This is a genomic window from Pelagibius sp., assembly GCF_028289705.1.
Taxonomy (GTDB): Bacteria; Pseudomonadota; Alphaproteobacteria; order Kiloniellales; family Kiloniellaceae; genus Pelagibius.
Genome location: NZ_JANQOI010000136.1, coordinates 1 through 18,490 on the forward strand (window position 1 = coordinate 1; position 18,490 = coordinate 18,490).

Sequence of the window (18,490 nt, forward strand, 5' to 3'; positions counted from 1 at the left end):
CCTCGGCGCCCAGATCGCCGCCAACGAAACCGGCGTGCAGGAGGTGCGCAAGATGCTCGCCCACTTCGGCTTCGACGTGGTGCAGGCCTATATGCGCCATGTGCAGGACAACGCCGAGGAGTCGGTGCGCCGGGTCCTGGACGTGCTGAAGGACGGGGAGTTCACCTACCCGCTGGACAACGGCAGCCAAATCCAGGTGAAGATCACCGTGGACAAGGCGGCGCGGGAGGCGACCATCGACTTCACCGGCACCTCGCCCCAGGACCGCGGCAACTACAACGCGCCGACGGCGGTCTGCAAGGCGGCGGTGCTCTATGTCTTCCGCACCTTGGTGGAGGACGAGATCCCGCTGAACGAAGGCTGCCTGAAACCGCTGAAGCTGAAGATCCCCGAACGCTCCATGATCAGCCCCGAGTATCCGGCCGCCGTGATCTCCGGCAACACCGAGGTCTCCCAGTGCATCACCGATGCGCTCTATGGGGCGCTGGGCGTGCTGGCTTCGGCCCAGGGCACCATGAACAACTTCGTTTACGGCAACGAGCGCTACCAGAACTACGAGACCATCTGCGGCGGCACCGGCGCCGGGCCGGACCACGACGGGACTTCCGCCGTGCACTCCCACATGACCAATACCCGCATGACCGACCCGGAGGTGCTGGAGTGGCGCTTCCCGGTTAGGCTGGAGGCCTTCCGCATCCGCCACGGCTCCGGCGGCGCCGGCAAATACCAGGGCGGCGACGGCGTGATCCGGCGCATGCGCTTCCTGGAGCCGATGACCGCCACCATCCTCTCGCTGCATCGGGCCACCGACCCCTATGGGCTGGACGGGGGCGGGGCAGGGCAGCGCGGCCGCAACGCGGTGCTCCGGGCCGACGGCGGGGTCGACGAACTGAAGGGCAGCGACGAGACGGAGATGAAGGCCGGCGACGTCTTCATGATCGAAACCCCCGGCGGCGGCGGCTTTGGCCGGGCGGCCGAACGGGCGGAGGCGGCGGAATGAGCGGCAAGGCGAAGAAGGCACCTGCCGCGAAGGACGGCGGCCGCCAGGCGATCGTCTCCTCGGCGCATCTGGTGTCGGAACGGGCCGCCGAGCTCAGCGCCTTCGAGTACGGCCTCTACATCGCCTCCAACGCTTTCGAGCGCTGGATCGTCCGCTGCATGGCGGCGGCCGGTCAGCCGGAGCTGGGGCCGCTGGACGTGATGGTGGTGCACACCGTGAACCACCGCGCCCGCGACAAGCGCCTGGCCGACATCTGCTTTGTCCTCAACATCGAAGACAGCCACACCGTGAACTACGCCCTGAAGAAGCTGACCCGCCTGGGCCTGGTGGCCGGCGACAAGCGCGGCAAGGAGATCTTCTACGCCACCACCGAAGAGGGCGAGGCGCTCTGCCTGAAGTACCGCGAGGTGCGGGAGGCCTGCCTGGTGAACGCCTTCAGCGTCTTCGCCGGCGGCCAGGGCGACGACCTCAACGCCGAAATCGGCCAGGCCGCCGACCTCCTGCGTGCCCTTTCCGGGCTCTACGACCAGGCGGCAAGAGCGGCGACGAGTCTTTAGAGTGTTTGTTCTGGTAACTTGGGCTGCCCAGCAGGGGTGCTTCGGTTTATCGCGTATCGCTCAATTCGGACTTCTTTAGATTGTGTATCACGACGAATCGCTACACGACGTTCTCAAGAGCCGACACGGAGTCAATTATCTGTTGTCGGCGAAGCTCATATTCTGCACTTACAGGTTCTTGACTTCGTGTCGCCATGAAGAATAGCTCTGACGAAATTCGCTTCAGCAGCTGAACAATTTCTGACGCTGGTTCAATGCGATTTGCAACTACCCATCTTTCGATTGCATCAGATGAGAGACCGAACAGTTTCTCCGACAAGATAACGTTTCGATTGACGACGTTTAGTACATGTCGCTGAGTGGCCATTCTGCTAACAAATTCGTCCATTTGCTTCAGCCTCCAAACACAACTCGTTCATCCAAAGCCGACAGCTTTCAAGTTCGTTCAGTAGTGAGTGCATATTGATCTCGGCAATATCATCGCCTACCCCGCGCGTAGACAATAGACGAGCCTGCATCAAGGTCGAATAGACATTATCCGATATTGGGATACTTCGCCGACCAAGTTTGCGAGCAGAGTCTCTGCCAAATGTTGGATTTGGCGACATCGCTAACGAAAAGCAGGTCGCAGTGTTTCTTATAGCTAGAAACACGGTTGAAAGCTCAAACACCAAACTGGGAGTGTCCTGTTGGACAGACAAGAGAGCTGATTCAAAAATCTCCCGAAATCGGCGGCAATCTTCTACTACACTAATATAGTCCGATGGCATTCCTAATCCCTTTAGGAAATCTCTTCCGTCCTCCGAGTGGACGAGCTTGCTTTCAAGCGCTAGATGCCAGGCGAAAGCGTTTCCGGTCGCCCATAACTCGCCAATACGCTTGTACGAGTAGATTGAGAATTTTTGCGGGTCGAGCCTTGGATCACGGCTCTCCACCAAAGCCAAAAGATCAATGTCAGACTCGACCGAGATATCTCCGCGGCAGATCGATCCAAAAGCATAGATGTGCATTATCGCCGGCTCAGTCTTTTGATAAGGATTGAAACCAAACAGGCAATTATGATGTAGCGAAGACTGGCAATGCCAGCTAAGGCTATACCCCAAAAATCTGCAGGCTTGGTTATGCCTAGTAACACTTCGGGAGCTTGCAATATAGCAGCGGAATAACTTGATAGGATACAGCCATCCCTGAGAAAATAGACATCGCCTAACGCAATCAAGAAAATCAGAATCACCAGTGAGCGCAGAAGCCTGATAGGACTTTCTCCATTGCCCCAGAAGAAATCCAAGATGACAAAATTAAGCCATTCAACGAACTTTTTGGCTCTATGGAGGCCGGAATACTTTTTTCTGAAATACGACTCTCGTGAATACCAAGCCTTCTGCAAATGAATGCGAGTAGCCGACAGCTCTACTTTTATGGCTTTGTTTGCGGCCGTAGCATCGCCGATTTGGTGGAAATTTAATCTGAGAGTTCGAGCGAAACCTTGCTGTAGATTCTCGTGTCCAGGGCATCCTGTATCTAGTATTTCCGGCTCTACGTGAGTGTTGGAAAACTGCGCATAGTCGAATTTGCAGCCGGCAAATCTGCTACCGCGCAGATTTGAGTTTGTAAATTTGCATCCTGTGAAGTCGCAGGAGTCAAATGTGCAGTTCCTTAGATAGGCGGCTTCAAATTCTGAAGAGCTAAAATCGCACTTTGTAAACCTCTTGCCCATGGCTACTAAGCGCTGAAATTGATGGTTGCGAAATTCTTCACGAGTCAAGTCGTGTGCAATAGCACAGTCGATTTTAATTACCCTGTGGCTTGGTTGAAGAGGTTGGTTCATGTCTTGCAACCCAGCTCGGATAAGGTGTTTGAGTCCGGCTTGCGGTCTTTATGGCCTGAAGTCCAAATGGCAATGGCATCTATCTGACAATCAGCCGATTGTGCTATTTGAACCTTCCTAGTGCCGGACCTTGTACAGATACACATAAAGCCTCCTCGAAGCACTTCACCCTTTGTAACAAGGACTGTAGATCCCGATGAGGTGTGCAATACCGTCGCCCACATCATATCTGGCTATGCTGCGAAAAGTTCAGAACTGTCTAGATGTGGCTGCATCGACCAGTAGTCGTATCACGAATGAATATTGTCTTCAGGTCAACCGAAGATTTAAACACGAATGCTTGGAATTTGCGCTCGCGAGTGATTTTGGGAGCCAAACCTGTCGCATTCGATGTTGATGCCAGTTTCTGGAGGTCCAGCAAGCATACAAGGGGCGAGGCCCCGCTTGCACGCCTACCGCGTTCCGTCGCAAGCTTATCGGACTTGGCAAGAGGCAGCGCAACACCATGGCCGCACTGACCCAAGAGGAAGTAGCGCGCTACCGCCGCGACGGCGTGCTGGTGCCGCGCTATCGTCTGCCGGCGGAGCGGCTGGCGGCGCTGCGCGCGGCCCTCGACCAGGTCATTGCGGACAATCCCGGCGTGCGCCCGGAGCATCTGGTCAGCGCCCATGTCAGTGGCATCAACGAAGAGGGCGTGCGCGGCCACAGCGCCTTTTTCGAGATCGCCCGCGAGCCCGGCATTCTGGACATCGTGGCGCAGCTCATCGGCGAGGACATCATCCTCTGGGGCTGCCATATCTTCTGCAAACCGGGGGCGACGGGCTGGAGGTGCCCTGGCATCAGGATGGCCACTATTGGCCGATCAGGCCGCTGGCCACCTGCACCGCCTGGCTGGCGCTGGACGACTCGACGGTGGAGAACGGCTGCCTGCGTGTCATCCCCGGGTCCCATCAGTCCAAGACCCTGCATCCGCATCTGCGCGAGGACCGCGACGGCCTGGTGCTGAACCGCGGCATCGATCCGCAGTGCCTGAACGAAGAGACCGAATTGGATGTGGAACTGGGGGCCGGTCAGCTTTCGCTGCATGACGTGCATATCATCCACGGGTCCAACCCTAACCGTTCGCCGAAGCGGCGCGCGGGATTGGCGATCCGCTACATGCCCGCCACTTCACACTTCGACCGGGACCTCTTCAAACCCGGCTCGCAGATCGGCCTGCACGTCGACTTCGCGACGCGGCCCCTTTGGCTGCTGCGCGGTGTCGACCGCAGCGGCAGGAACGACTTCACCATCGGCCACGAGGCGGCCAGGGCATAGCCTACCGTTCGTCGCTGCCGGTCAAGTGGTCTCGGTTACGGCGGCGCCTTTGTCCTGCGCCTGTGTGAGGGGCAGGCGCAGCACCGCAACCGCGAGCGCGAGGAAGACCGCGGCGAAGAGCAGCATCATGGCATCGGGGCCGAGGCCTTGCAGTGTGGAGCCGCCGGCCAGCGGGCCGGCACCGCCGCCGATGCCGTAGACGAAGGCGAAGCAGGCCGAGCCGGCCAGCAGGAGGCTGCCGCGAAAGCGCTCCCCCAGCACGGTCAGGGCGCCGGTGTAGAGGGCGAAGCTGGCGCCGCCCTGGATCACCAGCACCGGCCAGAGCAGCCAGTCGTGGCCGAGGGAGAGCGGCAGCAGGGCACAGCTCGCCGCCGCCACCAGCCCGCAGCCGACGATCACGCCGGGGCGCGGGAAGCGGTCGAGCAGCCAGCCCACGGGATACTGCGCCGCCACCATGCCCAGCATCAGGGCGGAGAGGGCGGCGGCGCCGATGTCGGCGGAAAAGCCGGAGCGCAGCATGTAGACCGGCAAGAGGGTCATGACCGCCGCGTCATAGAAGGCGAAGACCAGAACCACCCCGGTCAGCAGCGCGCCGACCCGCAGGAAGCGCGCCAGGGCGGCCAGGTCCATGCCTCTGAGGCCCGGTGCCTCGCGGCCCCTCAACGGCAGCATGGCCAGCACCGAGCCGCCGACGATGGCCGCTCCCACCAGGAAGGGTGCGAGGCCGGCGCCGCCCAGGGCGACCAGCAGCAGCGGGCCGAGGGCGAAGCCCGCTGCCATCACCGTGGCGTAGACGCCGATGACCCGGCCGCGGATGTGCTCGGCGGTCACCGAATTCAGCCAGGCCTCGGAGATCACGAAGATGGCGTTCAAGGCCGCGCCGAGAACGATGCGCAGCGGGTACCAATGGGTGGTGGGATCGCTGACCGGGAACAGCAGCATCCCCCCGGCGGCGATCACGAGCCCGGCGACGAGGATGCGAAAGGCGCCGAACAGGCGGATGGCGCCCGGCAGGAAGAAGGTGGAGAGCACCAGGCCGACGCCGGTCATGGCGCCGTTCAGGCCGATCATGAAGTCGCTCATGCCGGCCTCGGCCATCATCAACGACAGCAGCGGGTAGGTCAGGCCGAGGGCCAGGCCGAAGACGCCGATGCAGGCGATGAGGGCGGCAACACAAAGCCAGTCTGTGCGGGCGTCGTCCATCGGCCGACGATGCCACGGATTGCCGCCCCCGGGATATCCGATTTCTGCAACCCTCCTCTCCGGTTGCGACCTGCGCGTCTGGCGGCGCGGGCTCTCCCGACGGACGCTCGGACGCTCTGGCTGCTCTCGCGGACGACGGCCCGCCGACGGGCCGTGGTCGCTACACCGGCCCCAGATCCTCCGTCGTCGCCGGCCGGCCGTGGCGGCGGCGGAACGACCAAGGCGCCCAGGACATGCTGCCAAATCCAAGGCCCATGAGAAGATAGCCGAGGCCCACGGCAAGGCGCATGGCCTGGAGGTCTCCGGCAATCGCCACGAGCAGCAGCCAGAGGACGGCAAGCAGCACCCAGGCGATGGCGATGAAGAAGAGGACTGAAGGATTGATTCCGGTGCCGACCGCCCAGCCCAGCAGCCTGCGTCGCAGGTGGGCGAAGCGTGAGACCTGCGGCGCCCCGGGGAACTGCTCCAGAAAGCGCGCGCGTTGTCGGTAGACCGGGTAGGCCATGATGCCGAAAAGGACGGCAAGGGGCGCGGCGATCACCAGGGTCAGGAGGACGGGTTCCTCGATCAGAGGTCCGAAGACCCGGATGAAGGCCTCAGGGTCTCTGAGCAGCAGAATGATCGCCACGAGGAAGGCGCAGAGGGTGAGCCCGACAAAAGCCAAAGCCGCAATCGCGGCCCGGCGCTGGAGCTTCGCCCGCCCGCCGAGAAAGGATTGATCCAGGTTGGCGCGGAAGCGGTCGAACTGCCATTCGTCGAGGCGGTAGCCGGTGCCCAGCAATCCCAGAGGAAAGACCAGCCCGCCGCCCTGCTTCAGCGGCAGCGTGGCGCTGTGCAGGAAGATCTGCTGCGCTCGTTGGCGGCTGAACAGTCCGGCGGTCCTTTGCGCTTGGCCGGTCGTTGGGCCGGTCATAGGGGCTGCACGTCTTCGGCGGTCGGCATGCGGCCGAGCCGCAACCGGACTACGACGAGGGATACGAGAATGACCAACTGATAGCCGATCCGCACGGCAAAAACCGGAAGAGTGCCGGCGGCCAAAAGAGGATGCAAAAGCCCGTCGCCGTAGCCCCGATAGAGGATGTAGGCAAAAAACGCGTGTAACAGGAGCATCCAGAGCGGATTGCGGAACAGCGATTTCCCGGCCGTCACCATGACGATGGTGATGTGTTGCCACCAGTGGGCGTAGAACGGCAAACGCACCGCGGTGGGGTAGAGCTCCGCGACCTTGCGCGGCCGCGCGACGACCCCAGTCCAGAGTCCCAAGTAGAAGCCGCAGAGCAGGTATAAGGCCAGCCCGAACACGAAATCGCCGCGGTCCAGCACGCCCAGTCTGCCCAGTCCCACCAGTACGGCCATGGTCACGACGGCAATGACGATCTGCTGAAAGCGCGATGGGCGGACAGCCAGTCTGTGCCACCACGAACGCGGGTTTGACTCCGGCTCATAGGGATGGATTCTCGAACAGAACCGAATGAACTCCCATTCCGGCAAATAGAATGCGGGACCCAGGAAGCCGCTGGGGAACACAACGCCGCCGCCGTCCCGGGCGGCCAGGCTGATGGGGGATTGAAAGGCTCCGAGCTCGACCGCGCGGGTCTCCGCCGGCCGACTCGCCGCCGCTTCGTCCTGAGAGCTCATACCTGAAGTCGCCCGATCCCCTGCTTCTTGCACGCGGGAGTTTAGCGGCTCTCATTGGCGATGCGAAGTCCTGGTTGCTGCAATCCGTTTGGGCGGTCCAAGCCTCTGCGCTTAGGGCCAACAACACCGGGCAAGAGCTTTAAAAAGAAAATGTTGATAATTTATCGATAAAATGTCATTGTTGGGCGTTGGTTGCCTGAATGCAGCGGCCAAAGCTAAAGTCAGGCATCAACCCCGGACCATCGGGGGACAAGAGATGCGCGGGGCTTCAGCCGCCGCAAGAGGCCAAACAGGGAGAACAACATGACGAGTTTTCATCAATCCTTCGGGCGTTCCTTCGGGCGCAGCGCCCTGGGGGGGATTGCGGCCGCCGCTGTCATTCTGGCGGGCTCGACCGCCTGGGCGGCGGAGAAGTGGGACATGCCGCTCGCCTATGCGGCCAGCAACTATCATTCCGAGAACGCGGCCAAGTTCGCCGAGGCGGTCACCAAGGCTACCGGCGGCGCGCTTGAAATCGTCGCCCATCCCGGCGGATCGCTGTTCAAGGGCGGGGAAATCTACCGCGCCATCCGCACCGGCCAGGCGCCCATCGGCGAACGCCTGATTTCCGCGCTGGGCAACGAGGACCCGCTGTTCGAGATCGATGCCCTGCCGTTCCTGGCGACCAGTTTCGACGACTCCTGGAAGCTCTATCAGGCCTCCAAGCCGAAACTGGAAGAGACTCTGGACAAGGCGGGGCTGGTCCTGCTCTACGCCGTGCCCTGGCCGCCCCAGGGGCTGTACAACAAGACCGCCGTCAACGCGGCCTCCGACATGAAGGGCGTGAAGTTCCGGGCCTACAACGCCGCGACCTCTCGTCTGGCGGAACTGATGGGTGCGGTGCCGACCAAGATCGAAGCCGCCGAGCTGACCCAGGCCTTCGCCACCGGCGTGGCGGAGAGCATGATCTCCTCCGGCTCCACGGGCTACGACCGCAAGATCTGGGAGCATGTGAAGTACTGGTACGACGTCCAGGCCTGGTTGCCGAAGAACATGGTGATCGCCAACAAGGCGGCCTGGAACGACCTCGACGCGAATCTCCAGAAGATCGTCATGGACGAGGCGGGCAAGGCCGAGCAGGCGGGCTGGAACAAGGCCCGCGAACTGGCCGACTGGTACAAGGAGCAACTGGCGGCCAACGGCATGGAAGTCGGCCCGCCGAGCGACTCCCTGAAAGCGGACTTCGAGTCCATCGGCGCGACCATGACCAAGGAGTGGCTGGAAAAGGCCGGTGCCGAGGGTCAGGCCGTGATCGACGCCTACAAAGCGATGTAAGAACCGCGTAACCGGGAACGGGAAGGGCGGCCGCCAAGAGCCGCCCTTTCCGGACCTTTGTTGCCTGGCCGGCGATGCCGCGGAGCCTGGCCGCAACGGCCGGGGACGCCGGCAGGACGCCGCTCACTTCGAACGCCGATACTTCGAACGGGGGGACCATCGATGCAAGGGGGCATCACCGGTGGCTTGCGCGTGGCGCTTGACCGCCTCTACCTGGCCGGTGGGGCGCTGGCCGGCCTGTTCCTCGTCTCCATCGCTGTCCTGGTGCTGGCCAGCATCGTCTCGCGGTGGCTGGGGATCTTCGTGCCGGGCCTGTCGGAATATGCCGGCTATGCCATGGCCTCCTCCTCCTTCCTGGCGCTGGCCTACACCCTGGGCAAGGGCGGCCACATCCGCGTCAATCTGTTCCTCGGCCGGCTGAGCGACACGCGCCGGCGCATCGCCGAGCTTTGGTGTCTGGCCGCCGGCAGTTTCTTCGCCTGCTACCTCGCCTGGTTCAGCGTGAAGATGGTCCGCGTCTCCCACATGCTGGGGGACATCAGCGAGGGCTCCGACGCCATCCCGCTGTGGATCCCGCAGATCGGCATGGCCGTGGGTGCGGTGCTGCTGGCCATTGCCCTGGTCGACCGCCTGATCTCCGTCGCGCTGGGTGCGCCGGTGACTGCCGACCAGAGCACGGAATAGGAGGCGCGGGGAACATGGAACAGCTCGTCCTCACCCTGGTCTTCCTGACCGTCCTCTTCTTCCTGCTGGGCACCGGCGTCTGGGTCGGTCTGTCGCTGCTCGGCGTCGCGCTCACCGGCATGCTGCTGTTCACCACGCGGCCGGCCGGCGACGCCATGGTCACCACCATCTGGAGCGCTTCCTCCTCCTGGACCCTGACGGCCCTGCCGCTGTTCATCTGGATGGGGGAGATCCTGTTTCGAACGAAACTCAGCGAAGACCTCTTCAAGGGCCTCGCGCCCTGGCTGGGGCGTCTGCCCGGGCGCCTGCTGCACGTCAACGTGGCGGGCTGCGCGCTCTTCGCCGCCATCTCCGGCTCCTCGGCGGCCACCGTCGTGACCGTGGGGAAGATGTCGATCCCCGAACTGCGGCGGCGCGAGTATCCAGAGCGCATGATCATCGGCACCCTGGCCGGCGCCGGCACCCTCGGCCTGCTGATCCCGCCCTCCATCATCCTCATCGTCTACGGGGTCACGGTGAACGAGTCCATCGCCGGCCTGTTCATGGCCGGGGTCTTTCCCGGCATCATGCTGGCGCTCTTGTTCATGGGCTACATCGGCGTCAAGGCGCTCTTGAACCCCGAGTCCATGCCGCCCAAGGAGGCGGCCATGAGTTTCATGCAGAAACTGCGCGCCTCGCTGTCGCTGCTGCCGGTCATCGCGCTGATCGTCGGGGTGCTGGGCTCGATCTATGCCGGCTTCGCCACGGCCACCGAGGCCGCCGTGCTGGGTGTCGTCGGCGCCCTGATCCTCTCCTTCCTGCAGGGATCGCTCACCCGCGAGAGTTTCATCGAGAGCCTCATGGGGGCGACCCGCACCTCCAGCATGATCGCCCTCATCCTCGGCGGCGCGGCCTTCCTGTCGCTGGCCATGGGCTTCACCGGCCTGCCGCGCAACCTGGCCGCCTGGATCGCCTCCCTGGAACTGACACCCATGATGCTGATCGTGGTGCTGACGGTCTTCTACATCGTCCTTGGCTGCTTCCTGGACGGCATCTCCGCGGTGGTGCTGACCATGGCGGTGGTGGAGCCCATGGTGCGCCAGGCCGGCTTCGACATGCTGTGGTTCGGCATCTTCCTGGTGATCGTGGTGGAGATGGCGCAGATCACCCCGCCGGTGGGCTTCAACCTCTTCGTCCTCCAGGGCATGACCCATCACGAGATGCCCTACATCGCCCGCGCCGCCCTGCCGATGTTCGGCATCATGGTGCTGGCCGTGGTGCTGGTGGTGGCCTTTCCCGAGATCGCCACCTGGCTGCCCTCCCAGATGCGCGCCGGTCCCTGAACCCGGCTGCCCTCTGGTCTGAAAGCTGGTCCGCCTTGGGGCTTGGTTTGCGGCTGCCGCACGCTAATCTGCTATACTGCGGCAGTTCGCAGAGGACATGAGACCATGGCAGATCCGGCTCCCACGAGCCCCGAGTCCGGCGGCAGCAACCAGGCGGAAGACGCGCTGTTCGATGCGCTGCGCGCCCTGCTCGGCGAGCGCTTTTCCACCGCCCGGGCGGTGCGTGAGCATCACGGCAAGGACACCTCATTCCACGCCATGGAGGCGCCGGATGCGGTGGCCTTCGCCCAGTCCACCGAAGAGGTGGCGGCCATCGTCAAGCTCTGCGCCGAGCACAAGCGCCCGGTCATTCCCTTCGGCACCGGCACCTCCCTGGAAGGGCAGATCCAGGCCCCCCAGGGCGGCGTCTGCATCGACCTCAGCGGCATGCAGGAGATCCTGGAGGTCAACGAGGCGGACCTCGACTGCCGGGTGCAGGCCGGCGTCACCCGCAAGACCCTGAACACCTACCTTCGCGACACCGGCCTGTTCTTTCCCATCGACCCCGGCGCCGATGCCTCTCTCGGCGGAATGGCCGCGACCTCGGCCTCCGGCACCAATGCCGTGCGCTACGGCACCATGCGCGACAACGTCATGGGCCTGACGGTGGTGCTGGCCGACGGCCGGGTGATCCGCACCGGCGGGCGGGCGCGCAAGTCCTCGGCCGGCTACGACCTGACGCGGCTCTTCGTCGGCTCCGAGGGCACCCTGGGGGTGATCACCGAGGTGCAGTTGCGCCTCTACGGCATCCCCGAGGCCATGACCGCGGCGGTCTGTTCCTTCGAGACCCTGGCCGGCGCCGTCGACACGGTGATCCTCACCATCCAATCCGGCATTCCGGTGGCCCGCATCGAACTGCTGGACGAGCATCAGATCGACTCGGTGAACCGCTATTCGAATCTCGACCTGCCGGTCCAGCCGACCCTCTTCTTCGAGTTCCACGGCACCGAGGCCTGGGCGCAGGAGCAGGCAGAGATGGCGGGCGCGATCGCGGAAGAATACGGCGGCAGCGGGTTCCAGTGGGCCACTAAACAGGAAGACCGCAACCGGCTGTGGCAGGCGCGCCATGACGTCTGGTTCGCGAACCTGGCTTTGAAGCCCGGCGGCATGGGCTGGGCGACCGATGTCTGTGTGCCGATCTCGCGCCTCGCCGAGTGCATTCTGGAGACCCGCAAGGACATCGACGAGACCGGTGTGCTGGCGCCCATCGTCGGCCACGTTGGCGACGGCAACTTCCATCTCACCTTCGTTCTCGACCCGGACGATCCGGAGGACCTGGAAAAGGCCAAGGCGGTGAACGAGCGCATGGTCATGCGCGCGCTGGCCATGGGCGGCACCTGCACCGGCGAGCACGGGGTCGGCTCCAGCAAGATGGCCTTCCTCCAGGCCGAACACGGCGAGGCCGTCGGCGTCATGCGGCAGGTGAAGCTGGCCCTCGACCCCGAGAACCTGATGAACCCGGGAAAGATCCTCACGGTCTGATCGGGCCACGCTGGCTGATCGGACCGTGCCGGCAGCCGTGGTTCTTGACCTCGGCGCGCGGCTTTACCACTTTTGCGCAAGCCCGGTTGCGAGCTCCGATGCGCTCCCGCCCGCCTTCGGCTTTGCCGGACCGCGGCAATGGGAGTAGCTTTGCGGCAAGGAACCCCTTTGCACGGCCCGCCATGGCCAGGCGAGAGAGACGAGGAGTAGCGAGGAAGGTTGGTAAAGAAGCTCGCTCTTTCGGTCGTCGCGATCCTGGTGCTCCTGACCGCCTGCCTGCTGATTCTGCCGAGTTTCTGGGACTGGAACGCGGAGAAGGGGCGAATCGCCGAGGAGGTCCGCCGCCTCACCGGGCGCGACCTGGTGATCGTCGGTGACGTCAGCCTGCAGCTCCTGCCCAGGCCGGCCTTCTCCGCCGGCCAAGTCAGCCTGGCCAATGTCGAGGGCGGCGGCAGCGCGCAGATGATCCAGCTCGAGGAACTGCGCATCAAGGTGGCGCTGTTTCCGCTCCTCAAGCAACAGGTTCTGGTCGAGACGGTCACGCTGGTGGAGCCGCGGGTTGTCCTGGAGGTTCTGCCGGACGGCCGCCGCAACTGGGATTTCCGCTCCGCCGACGCGCCAGCGGATCAAGCGTCGGACCCCGCAGCCGGCGCCCCCCTGCCGGGCCCCGGCGCGACCCCGTCCGACCCGGTCGGCAGCGGTGACGACGCCATCCGTGTCGACAGCTTCATCGTCGAGGGGGGAACCCTGCTCTACCGCGATGCCGTCGCCGGCGTCGAGGAGCGGCTGACCGACCTCAATGCCGAGCTGGCGGCGGAGAGCCTGGCCGGGCCCTTCGTCGTCAGCGGCAGCGCCGCATATCAGGACATTCTGGGCGAATTCGACGTCAGCCTGGGCCGTATGCGCGACGCCGGCGCGACGGCCCTCTCCTTCGCATTGCGGCTGCCTGAGGCCGGCGCCTCGACCCAGTTCTCCGGCGCCCTGTCGCGCCATGAGGACCTGCGCACCCTGCGCGGCCGGCTGCAGGCCCAGGGCAAGTCCCTGGCCGGTCTGCTGGCCTCCGTTCTCGGCCCCGATCAGGCACCGCCGCGCCATGCCGCCCTGGCGCAGCCCTTTGCCCTGGAAGCGGAGGTCAGCGCCAGCCCCAGCGAAGCGGAGGCGGCTGATGTCACCTTGCAGCTCGGCGAGATCAGTCTGAAGGGCGAGAGCAAAGTGGTCTTGGGCGATGTCCCGGACGTCACCGCCAAGCTGGCGGGCACCCGGGTCGATCTGGACAGCCTGCTGGCGGCCTTCACCGCTGGGGAGACTGCCGCTGCCGCCACCGGCCAGGATCAGGAGGGCGGCGCGCGCCCGCCGGCTCCTGCGAGCCCGGCGCCGCAGGCCGGCGCATCCACAGCGGATGATCCCTCCTTTGCGCTGCCGGAAGACGTCACCGCCGAGCTGACCCTGGCGGTGGAAACCCTGGTCTACCGCGAACAGTTCGCCCGCAATCTCGATGCGAGCCTGCGCCTGCAGGATGGCGCGGTCACGGTGGAGAGGCTCACGGCGGCGCTGCCCGGCGGCTCAGACCTGTCCTTCTCCGGGACCCTGAAGAGCGTCGATGCCGCGCCCGCCTTCAACGGCCGGATCGCCGCGGCGGCGGACAACCTGCGGGCGCTGCTGCGCTGGCTGGGCGTGGAGATCGAAGCGGTTCCCGCCGACCGCCTGCGCCGGATGTCGCTGAAGACCGCCATCGAGGCCAACCCGCGGCAGGTCACTCTGCGCGACATCGATCTGCGCCTGGATGTCAGCCAGGTGACCGGTGGTGTCGCCCTGGCCTTGCGGGAGCGGCCGGGCCTGGGGGTCGGTCTTGCCATCGACCGCGTCAACCTCGATGCCTATCTGCCCAAGGCGGGCCCGGACGGGGCGGCGCAAGAAGACGCGAATGGGTCCGCCGGCCAAGCCGGCGCGGAAGCGCCCGCCACGGAGGGAGCGGAGGACGCAGATCCGGGCTCCCAGCCGGCGAAGACCTCCGCCCTGGCCTTCCTCGACGACTTCGATGCCAACATCGACATGCGGGTCGGCGCGCTCACCTACCAGGGCCTCGGGTTCGACGGGCTGCGTCTGGATGCGACCTTGCAGCGCGGCGGCCTGGTGGTGCGCGAGGCCTCCCTCGTGGACCTTGCCGGTGCCGGCGGACGCTTTGCCGGAAGTCTCGCCAATGTGGCCCGGGAACCCTCCTTCGACGGCTCTCTCGATATCTCCGTGACCTCCCTGTCGCGGCTGATGAGGACGCTGGACCTGCCGGCCCAGGGTCAACTGCCGCTGGAGTCCTTCACGCTGACCGGCGCGGTGAACGGCAATCGGCAGGTGGTGCGCTTCGATCAGCGCCTGGCGGCGCTGGGCGGCACGCTGCAGGCCGCGGGCGCCGTCGACCTCGCGCAGGGGCCGCCGGCGCTGCGGTCGGCGCTGGCGCTGGGCCACCCGGACCTGACCGTGCTGCTGGGCGAGCTGCTGCCCGGTGAGAAGATCCCGGCGGGGCTGGGGGCGCTCGATCTGAAGGGGCAGGTCACGGCCACCGCCCAAAGCCTCGCGGTGAGCGGGCTGGAGGGCAGGGTCGCGCGCACCGACCTGGCCGGCGACCTCGCCCTGGATCTGGCCGGCGTCCGCCCCAGGATCACCGCCGATCTGCAGACCGGCGCCCTGCCGTTGGCCGCCCTCGCGGCGCCCGCCGCCGCGGGCAACCGCGAGGCGGCAAGCGGTTCCAACAGCGGAAGCGCGTCCGACACCGCGCGCAGCCGTCAGGCCTCCGGGCGCGATGCGCGCTGGTCGGATGAACCCATCGACGTCTCCGCCCTGCGCGCCTTCGACGCCGCGGTGACCCTGCAGTCGGCGGCCATCCTTCTGGACAACACGAAGCTGGATCAGGCGCGGCTGGAGGCGGGCCTGGAGAACGGCCTGCTGGACCTCAAGCGCTTCACCGCCACGGTCTACGGCGGCGCCCTCTCGGTCACCGGCAAGGCCGACGCGCGGGAGTCCGCGCCGGGCGGCCTGGAGGTGGCGGCGGCGGTGACCGCCATCGAGGTCGATCTCGCGACCCTGTTGCGGGAACTGGCCGACACCGACCGCTTCTCCGGGCCGCTGACCCTGGAGAGCAGCCTGAATGCCAGCGGCGCCAGCGAGGCGGCGCTCATCAACAGCCTGAACGGGACCGGGAAGATCGACGGCACCGTCACCGTGGCCGCCAAGGCCGAGGAGCAGGCGGGGGCGCTGATCCTCGACATTCTGGGCCAGAAGGTGAAGGAGGTGCGCGGCATCGCCGACAGCACAACGCTGCTGTTCGGGGCCTTCGCCGGTGCCGCCTCCAAGGTCGACGGCACCTTCGTCATCGAGCAGGGGGTCCTGACCACCCAGGACACCCGGGTGCGCGGGCGCAGCGCCGAGGCGTTGACCGCGGCCAGGATCGACCTGCCGACCTGGCAGCTCGACAGCCAGACCGACGTCTTCCGCGACAGCGACCCGCAGACCGCCTATCTGACCGCCAAGCTGCGCGGCAGCCTGGACGGCCCCAGCATCAACATCGCCGGCCAGCCCTTTCAGCGCCGCCAGGAACCGGCGGCCGAGAGCGCGGACCCGGCACAGCAGGACCCCGATGCCGCCGCCGGCCAGCCGGAGATCCTGAAGCCGGAAGAGATTCTGAAGGACGGCCTGAAGAACCTGCTGAAGGGCCTCGGCGGTTAAGGCGATTCTGACGTAGAGCCTGCCTCGAAATGAATGGTTTGGTTTCAAGGGTTTGCAAATCCACACCCTTCCACATCGTCACCCTCGGGCTTGTCCCCCATTGCCTCTTTGGGGGTCCATGGAAAGACCGAGACCCGGACCACGATGGATTGCCGGAACAAGTCCGGCAATGACGGTTTAGGAGGGCCAGCAGGCGGCAAACCTTTGACGGACAGGGCTTTATTTCGGGCCAGGCTCTAAAGCCGAACCTCTGCCGGCCCGCTCCTCCGCGCGGCTACGGTAGTGCTGCAGCAGGAAGACCCGCACCGCCGAGGAAAGGTTGCCGTCGCGCTCCCGGTCGATGCGCTCGATCAGGCCGGTCATGGACAGGCCTCTCTCCCGGGCGACCTCCCTCAGGGCGTCCCAATAGACCTCCTCCAGGGAGAGGGAGGTGTGGTGGCCTGAGAGCTTCACCGAGTGCTTGCGGATCGCCCCTCCGCGGCCCGGCATCCCCGCCGGCATCCTCTACGTCTTGGCGCGGGGCCCCAGCATGTTGTCCGGCTTGACCCAGCCGTCGAACTGCTCGGCGCTCAAGAGGCCCAGTTCGATGGCGGCCTCCTTCAGGGTCGAGTTGTCGGTATAGGCCTTCTTGGCCACCTTGGCGGCATTGTCATAGCCGATGTGGGGGTTGAGCGCCGTCACCAGCATCAGCGACTGGTGCATCAGGGTGGCGATGCGCTCCTCATCGGCCTCGATCCCCTCGACGCAGTTGGTGCGGAAGGAATCGCAGGCGTCGCCGATCAACTGGGCGGACTGCAGCAGGGAATAGATCAGCACCGGCTTGAAGACGTTGAGCTCGAAGTGGCCGCTGGACCCGGCCACCGTGCAGGTGGTGTGGTTGCCCATCACCTGGGCGCAGACCATGGTCATGGCCTCGGCCTGGGTCGGGTTCACCTTGCCCGGCATGATGGAGGAGCCGGGCTCGTTGGCCGGCAGGCGCAGCTCGCCAAGGCCGCAGCGCGGGCCCGAGCCCAGCATGCGGATGTCGTGGGCGATCTTCATCAGCGAGCAGGCGACGGTGTTCAGCGCGCCGGAGGCCTCCACCACCGCGTCGTGGGCGGCCAGGGCCTCAAACTTGTTCTCCGCGGTGACGAAGGGAAGCTGGGTGATCTTGGCGACCTCGGCGGCGAAGGCCTCGGCGAAGCCCTCCACGGCGTTGAGGCCGGTGCCCACCGCCGTGCCGCCCTGGGCGAGCTGGAGCAAGCGTTCGGTGGCGCTCTCCAGGCGCTTGATGCCATAGGCGATCTGCGTGGCGTAGCCTGAGAACTCCTGGCCCAGGGTGAGCGGCGTCGCGTCCATCAGATGGGTACGCCCGATCTTGATGATCCCCTCGAAGGCCTTGGCCTTTGCGTCCAGCGCCGCGTGCAGGTGGCCCAGGGCGGGGACCGTCTCGGCGATGATCTTCCGGGCGGCGGCGATGTGCATCACCGTGGGAAAGGTGTCGTTGGACGACTGGCCCATGTTGCAGTGATCGTTGGGGTGCACCGGCTCCTTGCCGCCGCGCTGGCCGCTCAGGATTTCGTTAGCGCGCCCGGCGATGACCTCGTTGGCGTTCATGTTGGACTGGGTGCCGGAGCCGGTCTGCCAGACCACCAGCGGGAAGTGGTCCATCAGCTTGCCGTCGGCGACCTCCTGGGCGGCCTGGCAGATGGCCTCGGCCAGCTTGCCGTCGAGCACGCCCAGGGCCTGATTGGTGCGCGCCGCCGCCAGTTTCTGGACGCCCAGGGCGGTGACCACGGCCGGCGGCATGGTCTCGCCGCCGATCTTGAAATTGGTCAGCGACCGCTGGGTCTGCGCCCCCCAATAGCGGTCGGCGGGCACGGCGATCTCGCCCATGGAATCGGTTTCGGTGCGGGTCTCGGTCATGGCGGGTCATCCTGGTGGCCGCGGCGGACCTGGCGGTTGCGGCGGGGTGGGTGAAAACCGGCGGGAGTGTAAGCGCCCGCGGGCGCGCAGCCAAGGTCCTGGCCGGGCGGCGGCCCGCGCTTCCAATGCGCCAGTCCTGCTCTTGGCCCCTGGGTTTAAAGTGAAGGCGGACCTGGCTACTGGGGATTAAGCGCCTGTTCATGTCGAGCTGCTAATCCTTAGACCGAGTATTTAGACGAAGCTTCAAGGCCGGCTGTCTCTCGTGCTGAGTGACGGCCGTCTTCTCTGAAAGTTTTCGTTGGAGTTCAGTTACTTGAGTGCTGCTGTGAAAAGATCGTGCGGGCCAGTCGGGGGCCGCAGGTCACGCGGTGCCAAGATGAATGAAAACAGAGGATAGCGCGAGAGTTGTAAGGAATTAATCCCGATAGTTGTACAAACGATGGGTAGGAACTAGGGATTGAAACGATGAAGGGCACCGCAT

Annotated in this window: 16 protein-coding genes; 8 read left to right on the forward strand and 8 right to left on the reverse strand. The window is 65.1% G+C overall.

Annotated elements, in window-relative coordinates; all coding sequences use genetic code 11:
- Positions 1-1,000, forward strand: a 1,000-nt coding sequence (locus Q0996_RS17340; RefSeq protein WP_299622543.1) for a hydantoinase B/oxoprolinase family protein, incomplete at its 5' end; no start/stop codon positions are given.
- Positions 997-1,557 carry a winged helix DNA-binding protein gene (locus Q0996_RS17345; RefSeq protein ID WP_299622546.1) on the forward strand — a complete coding sequence of 187 codons (561 nt, stop codon included), beginning with the start codon at positions 997-999 and terminating at the stop codon, positions 1,555-1,557. The genes Q0996_RS17340 and Q0996_RS17345, both read left to right, overlap by 4 nt.
- 371 nt (positions 1,558-1,928) lie before the next feature.
- On the opposite strand, the gene Q0996_RS17350 is transcribed toward Q0996_RS17345, so the two are convergent.
- The 3 genes from Q0996_RS17350 to Q0996_RS17360 form a co-directional block, all read right to left on the reverse strand.
- A complete protein-coding gene (locus Q0996_RS17350; protein WP_299622549.1) occupies positions 1,929-2,567 on the reverse strand; it encodes a nucleotidyltransferase domain-containing protein in 639 nt (212 codons plus the stop codon).
- The gene (locus Q0996_RS17355; protein WP_299622552.1) at positions 2,567-3,385 is read right to left on the reverse strand and encodes a pentapeptide repeat-containing protein; all 819 of its coding nucleotides are present in this window, start codon (positions 3,383-3,385) and stop codon (positions 2,567-2,569) included. The genes Q0996_RS17350 and Q0996_RS17355 overlap by 1 nt, the downstream gene beginning before the upstream one ends.
- A gap of 259 nt (positions 3,386-3,644) precedes the next feature.
- Positions 3,645-4,181 carry a hypothetical protein gene (locus tag Q0996_RS17360; RefSeq protein ID WP_299622644.1) on the reverse strand — a complete coding sequence of 179 codons (537 nt, stop codon included), beginning with the start codon at positions 4,179-4,181 and terminating at the stop codon, positions 3,645-3,647.
- 32 nt (positions 4,182-4,213) lie between these two features.
- On the opposite strand from Q0996_RS17360, the gene Q0996_RS17365 reads away from it, so the two are divergent.
- Positions 4,214-4,702, forward strand: coding sequence for a phytanoyl-CoA dioxygenase family protein (locus Q0996_RS17365; protein ID WP_367575672.1), 489 nt, complete (start codon positions 4,214-4,216; stop codon positions 4,700-4,702).
- 21 nt (positions 4,703-4,723) lie between these two features.
- Here Q0996_RS17365 and Q0996_RS17370 read toward each other — a convergent pair whose 3' ends face one another.
- From Q0996_RS17370 to Q0996_RS17380, 3 genes are all read right to left on the reverse strand, one after another.
- Positions 4,724-5,905 carry an MFS transporter gene (locus Q0996_RS17370; RefSeq protein WP_299622555.1) on the reverse strand — a complete coding sequence of 394 codons (1,182 nt, stop codon included), beginning with the start codon at positions 5,903-5,905 and terminating at the stop codon, positions 4,724-4,726.
- 160 nt (positions 5,906-6,065) lie between these two features.
- Entirely contained in the window at positions 6,066-6,818 is a 753-nt protein-coding gene (locus Q0996_RS17375) for a hypothetical protein (protein WP_299622558.1), read from the reverse strand.
- Entirely contained in the window at positions 6,815-7,543 is a 729-nt protein-coding gene (locus tag Q0996_RS17380) for a hypothetical protein (protein ID WP_299622561.1), read from the reverse strand. Before Q0996_RS17380 ends, Q0996_RS17375 begins: the two co-directional genes overlap by 4 nt.
- A gap of 303 nt (positions 7,544-7,846) precedes the next feature.
- On the opposite strand from Q0996_RS17380, the gene Q0996_RS17385 reads away from it, so the two are divergent.
- The 5 genes from Q0996_RS17385 (at position 7,847) to Q0996_RS17405 (ending at position 16,104) form a co-directional block, all read left to right on the forward strand.
- A complete protein-coding gene (locus Q0996_RS17385) occupies positions 7,847-8,857 on the forward strand; it encodes a TRAP transporter substrate-binding protein (RefSeq protein ID WP_299622564.1) in 1,011 nt (336 codons plus the stop codon).
- Between the two features lie 162 nt (positions 8,858-9,019).
- Complete coding sequence (locus Q0996_RS17390) at positions 9,020-9,541, forward strand: TRAP transporter small permease (RefSeq protein ID WP_299622567.1); 522 nt, start codon at positions 9,020-9,022, stop codon at positions 9,539-9,541.
- 14 nt (positions 9,542-9,555) lie between these two features.
- Positions 9,556-10,863: a TRAP transporter large permease gene (locus Q0996_RS17395; protein ID WP_299622570.1), complete on the forward strand. Its 1,308-nt coding sequence runs from the start codon at positions 9,556-9,558 to the stop codon at positions 10,861-10,863.
- A gap of 105 nt (positions 10,864-10,968) precedes the next feature.
- A complete protein-coding gene (locus Q0996_RS17400) occupies positions 10,969-12,384 on the forward strand; it encodes an FAD-binding oxidoreductase (RefSeq protein ID WP_299622573.1) in 1,416 nt (471 codons plus the stop codon).
- Between the two features lie 219 nt (positions 12,385-12,603).
- The gene (locus tag Q0996_RS17405) at positions 12,604-16,104 is read left to right on the forward strand and encodes an AsmA family protein (protein ID WP_299622576.1); all 3,501 of its coding nucleotides are present in this window, start codon (positions 12,604-12,606) and stop codon (positions 16,102-16,104) included.
- A gap of 219 nt (positions 16,105-16,323) precedes the next feature.
- Here Q0996_RS17405 and Q0996_RS17410 read toward each other — a convergent pair whose 3' ends face one another.
- Positions 16,324-16,593 (reverse strand): ribbon-helix-helix domain-containing protein, encoded by a 270-nt coding sequence (locus Q0996_RS17410; RefSeq protein ID WP_299622579.1) that lies wholly within the window; start codon positions 16,591-16,593, stop codon positions 16,324-16,326.
- A gap of 15 nt (positions 16,594-16,608) precedes the next feature.
- On the reverse strand, positions 16,609-18,009 hold the full coding sequence (gene fumC / locus Q0996_RS17415) for a class II fumarate hydratase (RefSeq protein ID WP_299622582.1): 1,401 nt from the start codon (positions 18,007-18,009) through the stop codon (positions 16,609-16,611).
- Between the last annotated feature and the right edge of the window lie 481 nt (positions 18,010-18,490).